At 66.7% G+C, this 7,162-nt stretch carries 7 protein-coding genes and 1 pseudogene; 3 read left to right on the top strand and 5 right to left on the bottom strand.

Annotated features, from left to right (window positions below; genetic code table 11):
* Positions 1–193 precede the first annotated feature (193 nt).
* The 5 genes from ACNA7R_RS18330 to ACNA7R_RS18310 all read right to left on the bottom strand — a co-directional run bounded on the left by ACNA7R_RS18330 (position 194) and on the right by ACNA7R_RS18310 (position 4,772).
* Positions 194–1,195: an aldo/keto reductase gene (locus ACNA7R_RS18330; protein WP_416284961.1), complete on the bottom strand. Its 1,002-nt coding sequence runs from the start codon at positions 1,193–1,195 to the stop codon at positions 194–196.
* Positions 1,196–1,245: 50 nt separating this feature from the next.
* Positions 1,246–1,635, bottom strand: coding sequence for a type II toxin-antitoxin system VapC family toxin (locus tag ACNA7R_RS18325; protein WP_416284960.1), 390 nt, complete (start codon positions 1,633–1,635; stop codon positions 1,246–1,248).
* Positions 1,632–1,877: an antitoxin VapB family protein gene (locus tag ACNA7R_RS18320; RefSeq protein ID WP_416284959.1), complete on the bottom strand. Its 246-nt coding sequence runs from the start codon at positions 1,875–1,877 to the stop codon at positions 1,632–1,634. Before ACNA7R_RS18320 ends, ACNA7R_RS18325 begins: the two co-directional genes overlap by 4 nt.
* 131 nt (positions 1,878–2,008) lie before the next feature.
* The gene (locus tag ACNA7R_RS18315) at positions 2,009–2,962 is read right to left on the bottom strand and encodes a TIGR03557 family F420-dependent LLM class oxidoreductase (RefSeq protein ID WP_416284958.1); all 954 of its coding nucleotides are present in this window, start codon (positions 2,960–2,962) and stop codon (positions 2,009–2,011) included.
* A gap of 73 nt (positions 2,963–3,035) precedes the next feature.
* Positions 3,036–4,772, bottom strand: a complete 1,737-nt coding sequence (locus ACNA7R_RS18310; protein ID WP_416284957.1) for a glycoside hydrolase family 13 protein — start codon at positions 4,770–4,772, stop codon at positions 3,036–3,038.
* Between the two features lie 208 nt (positions 4,773–4,980).
* On the opposite strand from ACNA7R_RS18310, the gene ACNA7R_RS18305 reads away from it, so the two are divergent.
* The 3 genes and pseudogenes from ACNA7R_RS18305 to ACNA7R_RS18295 all read left to right on the top strand — a co-directional run.
* Positions 4,981–5,916 (top strand): ABC transporter ATP-binding protein, encoded by a 936-nt coding sequence (locus tag ACNA7R_RS18305; protein WP_416284956.1) that lies wholly within the window; start codon positions 4,981–4,983, stop codon positions 5,914–5,916.
* Complete coding sequence (locus tag ACNA7R_RS18300) at positions 5,913–6,686, top strand: ABC transporter permease (RefSeq protein WP_416284955.1); 774 nt, start codon at positions 5,913–5,915, stop codon at positions 6,684–6,686. Before ACNA7R_RS18305 ends, ACNA7R_RS18300 begins: the two co-directional genes overlap by 4 nt.
* A 42-nt stretch (positions 6,687–6,728) precedes the next feature.
* Positions 6,729–7,162 (top strand): annotated as a pseudogene (locus tag ACNA7R_RS18295) (cytochrome P450); the annotation flags it as partial.

The following is a 7,162-nucleotide window of genomic DNA, read 5'->3' as shown; positions in this document are numbered from 1 at the left end:
GCTCCTTGCAGTCGCGTGCTTGCGTCGTCGGAACGCCCGAGAACGCCAGCCCCTTTCAGTCCCACCCGGCAGTGGTTAGTTGGAAGCTGCAGATACAACGCCGGCCGTTCCATTCGTACTCTCTACGTAACGCATACGGGTATCTCAGGCGGATGCTGAGTCTAAACGAAGAACGCTACTCGCTCCTGCCGAACTACTCCTCGCTCGAGCGGGCCGCGTCGATCCGCTCGAGCTGGTCGCCGCTGAGGTCGACGTCGACCGCGCCGACGTTCTCCTCGAGCTGGTCGGGCGAGCGCGCGCCGACGATCGGCACGCAGGTGAAGCGATCCTGATCCATGAGCCAGCGCAGCGAGACCTGTGCGGGGGAGGCATCGACCTCGTCGGCGACCGACTCGACGGCCTCGAGGACGTCCCACGCGCGGTCGGTCGCGTAGCGATCCTCGAAGAGGTCGTCGAAAGCGCCCCGCGAGCCGTCCGGCGCCTCGACGGAGCCGTCTTCGGCCTGCTCGTACTTGCCGGTCAGGAACCCGCCCGCCAGCGGCGAGTACGGACAGACGGCGAGGTCTTGGTCGGCGCAGACCTCGAGGTAGTCGCCGACGGCGTCGTAGTGGGCCGCGTTGACCATCGGCTGGGTGACGTCGAAGCGCTCGAGCCCCTCGACGTCGCTGGTCCACAGCGCCTTCGTCAGCTGCCAGGCGGCCATCGTCGAGGCGCCGAGGTGGTTGACCGTCCCCTCGCGGACGAGGTCGGTGAGCACGGACATCGTCTCCTCGATCGGGGTCTCGTCGTCCCAGCGGTGGATGTAGTAGACGTCGAGGTAGTCGGTGCCGAGCCGCTCGAGCGTGCCCTCGATCTGGGCGCGGATGTGTTTGCGCCCGAGGCCGGAGTCGTTCGGACCCGGCTCGCCCCAGCCGTCGAACTCGAAGTAGACCTTCGAGGCGATGACGAGGTCTTCCCGATCCTGATCCTCGAGCCACTCGCCGATCCACTCCTCGCTGGTGCCGTCAGGGTTGCCGTAGACGTTGGCGGTGTCGATGAAGTTGATCCCGTGCTCGACGCAGGCGTCGAGCAGTTCGTGGGCCTCCTCGCGGGTCGTCTCGTTCTCGAGGTCGCCCGTCGAGCGACCGAACCGCCAGGTGCCGAAACACAGCTGCGAGACGGTCGTGCCCGTGTTGCCGAGCGTGGTGTACTCCATGCTCGAGGGTTTCGCTGCGAGCGATAAAACGGATTGGGCTGCGAAAATCGCTAGTACGTTAGGATCTCGAGGTCGTCGATCCGATCGAAGTGATCGACGTTGTTCGTCACGACGGGGATGTCGTGGACGAGCGCAGTCGCAGCGATCATTACGTCGGGATCCTCGATCGGTGTTCCGGCTCGGCTTAGCGTCGCGTTCAGTTCGCCGGCAGTCATCGCACAGTCGCGATCGAACGGGAGTTCGCGGACGTCGATGAGTAGGTTTTCGACCGCCGTTCGCTCGCGCTCGGACGCGCTCGAGCGGTGAATTCCCTCCCAAAGTTCCATTACAGTTACCGCACTCACGTGCGCGGAGCCGGCCGAATCGACCCGTTGGACGGTCGTTTCCACCTCTTCGTTTCCCCGAAGTACGTCGATGAGGAACGACGTGTCAAGTATCATTCGAGGGCGTCCGTAATCCGCTCGACTCGAGCGCGGCGGTCTTCCGTTCGCTCCGCTCTTCGGTCGGTAACGATTTCCTCGAGTTCGTCCGCTGTGTCCCCGCTCAACGTACCGTAGTACTCCTCGAGCGTGACGCCGTCGGTCAATCGACGAACAACGTCGCTAAAGCTTTCTCCCTCTTTCTTTTCGGCTTTAAGACGTTCGTAAGCGTCGTCGGCAAGCGAGATGGTTTTCGTCCCCATCGTCGTGTATGTGTACGTACGTGTACCGTAAATATCTACCGTCGATTCGCCTCATTACCCCGAAAATAGTGCGCGAGTCCACGACCGAATCGTGAGCGAGATCGATACCTAATCGTCTCGAGGAACGCCGTTCAGAACGACGGCAGCACTTCCTCCTCGTAGAGCTCGATCGCGGACTCCTGGTCGGGACCGACCTGGTGGTAGTGAACGTGGTCGTAGCCGGCGTCCACAGCCTGTTCGATGCTGTCGATGTGGTCCTGCGGGTCGGGGCTGGTCGTCGTTCCCGACTCGGCGATGTCCTCCTTCTCGACCATCTCCGCGGCCTGCTCGAAGTGTGCCGGCGTCGGGAGTTCCTGGCCGAGTTCGCCCGGAACCGAGCCGTTGGGCCAGTACTCGTAGATCGTCTCGACCGCTTCCTCCTCGGTTTCGGCGTAGCAGCCGTGGAGCTGGGTGTATCTGGGTCCGTCGCCGCCGGCGTCCTCGTAGGCCTCGACCGGCTCCTCCTTCGGACCGGAACACCAGAGGCCGTCGGTGTTGTCGGCGACCCACCCGGCGGTCTGGGGGCCGAACGCGCTTCCGATCGTCGTCGGCTGCTCGTCCGGACACGTGAACAGCCGCGCGTTCTCGACCGTGTAGTGCTCGCCGCGGTGACTCGTCGTCTGCCCGGTCCAGAGCTTCCGCATGACCTCCATCGCCTCGTCTAACATCTCGAGGCGGACGTCGTGTTCGGGCCACCGCTGTCCGGTGACGTGCTCGTTCAGGTTCTCCCCGGTTCCCACGCCGAACGTGAACCGGTCGCCGAACATCTCGTCGACGGTCGCGACCGCGTGGGCGACGTTCAGCGGGTGGATCCGCGTCGTCGGGCAGGTGACACCGACGCCGACCTCGATATCGTCGGTCGCGGTCGCGATCCCGCCCAACGTCGACCAGACGAACGGCGACTCGCCCTGCGCCGAGACCCACGGGTGGAAGTGATCCGAGATCGAGAGAAAGTCGAATCCCGCTTCTTCGGCCCGCTGTGCAATCGAGATCAGCTCGTTGGGCTCGTGTTCCTCGCTCGAGAGCGTGTATCCGAGTTGTACCATCGACTCGGAATACCACGAACGCGCGTCTAACGGTTGGCCCTGCGAAAGCAAGAAACGGACTCGAGGGATTCCGCTACGCGAGTCCGTAGACGACCGCCTCGTAGGGCCGCAACTCGGCGTCGGTCGGATCCGCGGGCGACTCGCCGTAGTTCCCGATCAGAACCTCGAACCCGGCGGCCTCGAGCGTCGCCGGCTCGAACGTCGCCGGCTCGGCCGACCAGTTGAGGACGACCAGCACCCGCTCGTCCTCGAGCGTCCGCGTGTAGGCGAACAGCTGCTCGTCGTCGGGGCACAGGAGTGCGTACTCGCCGTAGACGAGGGCGTCCTCGGCGTCCCGCAGCTCGATCAGCCGGCGGTAGTAGTGCCAGATCGACGCTTCGTCGGCAAGTGCGGCCTCGACGTTGATTCTCGAGCGGTTCTCGTTTACCTTGAGCCAGGGCTCGCCGTCGGTGAAGCCGGCTCCCGGAGAGCCGTCCCACTGCATCGGCGTCCGCGCGTGGTCCCGACTTCGGTAGTTGACGAACTCCCGGACGTCCTCGTAGGAGTCGATCGCACCGTCCTCGAGCAGGTCGTCGATCGTCCCCAGCGTCTGGGGGTCATCGATCTCCTCGCGGCTCCGGAAGTCGGCGTTGGTCATCCCGATCTCGTCGCCCTGGTAGATATAGGGCGTCCCCCGCATCGTCAGCAGGAACGTCGCGATCAGCGTCGCGCTCTCCTTTCGGTACCGGTCGTCGTCGCCGAACCGCGAGACGAGCCGCGGGACGTCGTGGTTGCTCAGGAACAGCGCGTCCCACTCGAGGCGGCGCTGTTTGCGGCTGACGATCGCCTTGAGCTCCGTCACCTCCCAGTCGCCGGGCTCGGCCCGCCCCCACGGCCCGTTCTCGCCCGCGTCGACGTTCATGTGGTCGAACTGGAACACCATGTCGAGCCCGTCGCCGTCCGCGCCGATCGAGTCGGCGGCCGCCTCGACCGAGGCCATTCCCATCTCGCCGACGGTCATGACGTCGTAGTTCGAGAGCGTGTCGTCGTAGATCTCCCGCAGGTACTCGTGGAGGCGCGGGCCGTGGCTGTAGTGTTCCGAGCCGACGAGGGCGTCGTCGGGATCCCCGTCGGGCAGCCCCTCGGTCTTCGAGAGCAGGTCGATGGCGTCCATCCGGAAGCCGTCGATCCCCTTCTCGAGCCACCACTCGATCTCTCCCGTGACGTCCTCGCGAACGTCGGGATTGCGCCAGTTCAGGTCCGGCTGGTGTGGATCGAAGATGTGGAGGTACCACTGGCCGCGCTCCTCGTCGTAGCTCCAGGCCGGTCCGCCGAAGATCGAGTCCCAGTTGTTCGGCGCGACCTCGTCGTCGGGCCCGTCGGCCGTCTCGTAGTCGGCCGCCACGGCCGGCCGGCCCTCCTTCCAGTGGTAGTAGTCCTCGTAGTTCCCGTCACGTCGTCGGGACCGCCGGAACCACTCGTGCTCGCTCGAGGTGTGGTTGACCACGAGATCCATGATCAGGCGCATGCCACGAGCGTGGAGCGCCTCGAGCAGTTCCTCCCAGTCGGCCATCGTGCCGAACTCGTCCAGGATCGACCGGTAGTCACGAATGTCGTAGCCGTTGTCGTGGTTCGGCGAGTCGTAGACCGGACAGAGCCAGATTACGTCGACGCCGAGGCGATCGAGATAGTCGACCTTCTCGACGATACCGGGGATGTCGCCGACGCCGTCGCCGTCGCTGTCGTTGAAGCTCCGAGGATAGATCTGGTAGACGACCGCCTTCTTCCACCACGCCCTGTCGGGCCGCTCGAGGGGTTCGCTCCGGCTCATCGATAGCGACAACCCTCGAGCGTTCCTACAGTGTTTCGACACCGACTCGAGTCGAGCACGAAATCCGACCGCCCGACCGAATCTGTCGAAAACGCAATCGTAAACGCAAACGCAAACGTCACGCCGAGCGTACGCTTCGCACTCGACCGCCGGACGTCGCGGCGCCGGAATCGAACCCCTTACGCCGGCCGCGCCGATAGCGACCCGTATGGATACCGCGGTCGTCGCCGAGGGACTCGAGAAGCGATACGACGGGACCACGGCGCTGGCGGGCGTGACGCTGTCGGTCGAGCGCGGCGAGGTGTTCGCGCTCATCGGCCCCAACGGCGCGGGGAAGACGACGCTCGTTCGGGCGCTCACCGGGACGACCGAACCCGATTCGGGCAGCGCCCGCGTCCTCGAGGCGGCGCCGTCGGCGGTCGACCGCGACCGCCTGGGCGTGCTCCCGCAGTCGTTCTCGCCGCCGGATCGGCTCACCGCCCGCGAGCTGGTGGCCTACTACGCGGGGCTGTACGACGACCACCGCGACCCCGAGGCCGTGCTGGCCGACGTCGGCCTCGCCGACGCCGACGACACCTGGTACGAGAACCTCTCCGGGGGCCAGCAGCGACGGGTCTGCGTCGGCACCGCGCTGGTCAACGACCCCGACGTGCTCTTTTTGGACGAACCGACCACGGGCATCGACCCCGCGGGTCGGCGAACCGTCTGGCGGCTGATCGAGGACCTCGCCGACGCCGGGACCACCGTCTTCCTGACGACCCACGACATGGCCGAGGCCGAACGCCTCGCCGACCGCGTCGGACTGCTCGCCGACGGGGAACTCGTCGCCCGGGGAACGCCCGCGGCGCTGATCGCCGACCACGCCGGCTCGAGCCGGCTGACCGTCGAGACGCCCGCCGACCCGGCGGCGTTCGACGATCTCCCGTTCGCCACCGCCGAGCGGGGAAGCGAGGTCGTCGTCCGCGAGGTCTCGCCCGCCGAGATCGGTCGCGTCGTCGACTACCTCGAGGAACGCGGGATCGACTACTCCGGGCTCTCCTGGGCCGAGCCCGACCTCGAGGACGTCTACCTCGAGCTGGCCGACGAAACCGAACTCGAGCGAACCGATAGCACGACTCTCGCTCGCGCGGGTGAGACGGCGTGAGCCGGCTGGGCCGCGTTCGCGCCGAGACCGCCGCCGGCTGGCGGGCGTTCGTCCGCCGCCGGACCGCAGTGTTCTTTACCTTTTTCTTCCCGGTGATCCTGATCGTCATCTTCGGCGCGCTGGTTCGGACCGACCCGGGCGGGGGCGGACTGTTCGCCGAGCCCCCGGCGTACTACGTCCCGGGCTACCTGGCCGTGGTCGTCCTCTTTACCCCGCTGTCGCGGCTCGGCAGCGAGGTCGCGCGCCACCGCGAGGGGAGCCGCTTCGAGAAGCTCGCGACGACCCCCCAGACGCGGGCGGAGTGGCTGCTCGCCCAGACGGTCGTCAACGCCGTCATCATCGGGCTGGCGAGCCTGCTGATCCTCGCGCTCGTGATCGTCCTGACGGGCGCCGAGATCGTCTTCTCGGCGCTGTTGGTCCCCTACATTCTCGTCGGCGTCGTCTGCTTCTGCGGCGTCGGCGCGATGCTGGGCAGCTACACCGACTCCCAGGACGGCGCCGTCGCCGCCAGCAACGCCATTGGGCTGCCGTTGCTCTTTCTCTCCGAGACGTTCGTCTCGCTCGAGCAGCTGCCCGGCTGGTTCGAACCGCTCGTGAACCTCTCGCCGCTGACGTACTTCGCCCGCGGGGTGCGGGCGGCGACCGATCCGACCGCCACGACGTCAGCGGTCGCGGGGATCGATCCCGCGCTGGCGAACCTGGGGATCCTCGCGGTTCTCGCGGCCGTCTTCTTCGCGCTGGGCACCCGGTCGATTCCGCGGACCGACTGACCCATCCCCGAATGTTTTGTGCGCTCCCGCCGTGTACGGCCCATGAGTAGCGCAGATCCACAGGGGTTGCAGGCGTTTCCCGACGAGCTCTCCTCCCGGGAGGCCTGGCTCGAGCCGTTCGACTGGTACCGGGAGATGCGCGAGACCGCCCCCGTTCGGTACGACCCGTCCCGGGGGTGCTGGGACGTCTTCCGGTACGCGGACGTCAAGCGAGTCCTCGACGACGACGGGACGTTCTCGGTGAACCCGCGGCTGGCCGACGACTTCCGGGAACCGGAGCGGCCCGAGGAGGGCCTGCTCTTTGAGACGATGCTCTTCCAGGATCCGCCCCGACACGACGAGCTCCGCGGCGTCGTCGACGACGCGTTCGAGCCGCGGGCGATCCGGGAACTCGAGCCGGAGATCCGCGAGCTGGCGACCGACCTCCTCTCGGACGCGCTGGCAGACGATCGGGGCGAGCTGGACGTCGTCGACGG

The organism is Natronococcus sp., assembly GCF_047921035.1.
Lineage (GTDB): Archaea > Halobacteriota > Halobacteria > Halobacteriales > Natrialbaceae > Natronococcus.
Note: the sequence above shows the minus strand (reverse complement) of the source record. Positions and strands in the feature narration are given on the sequence as shown.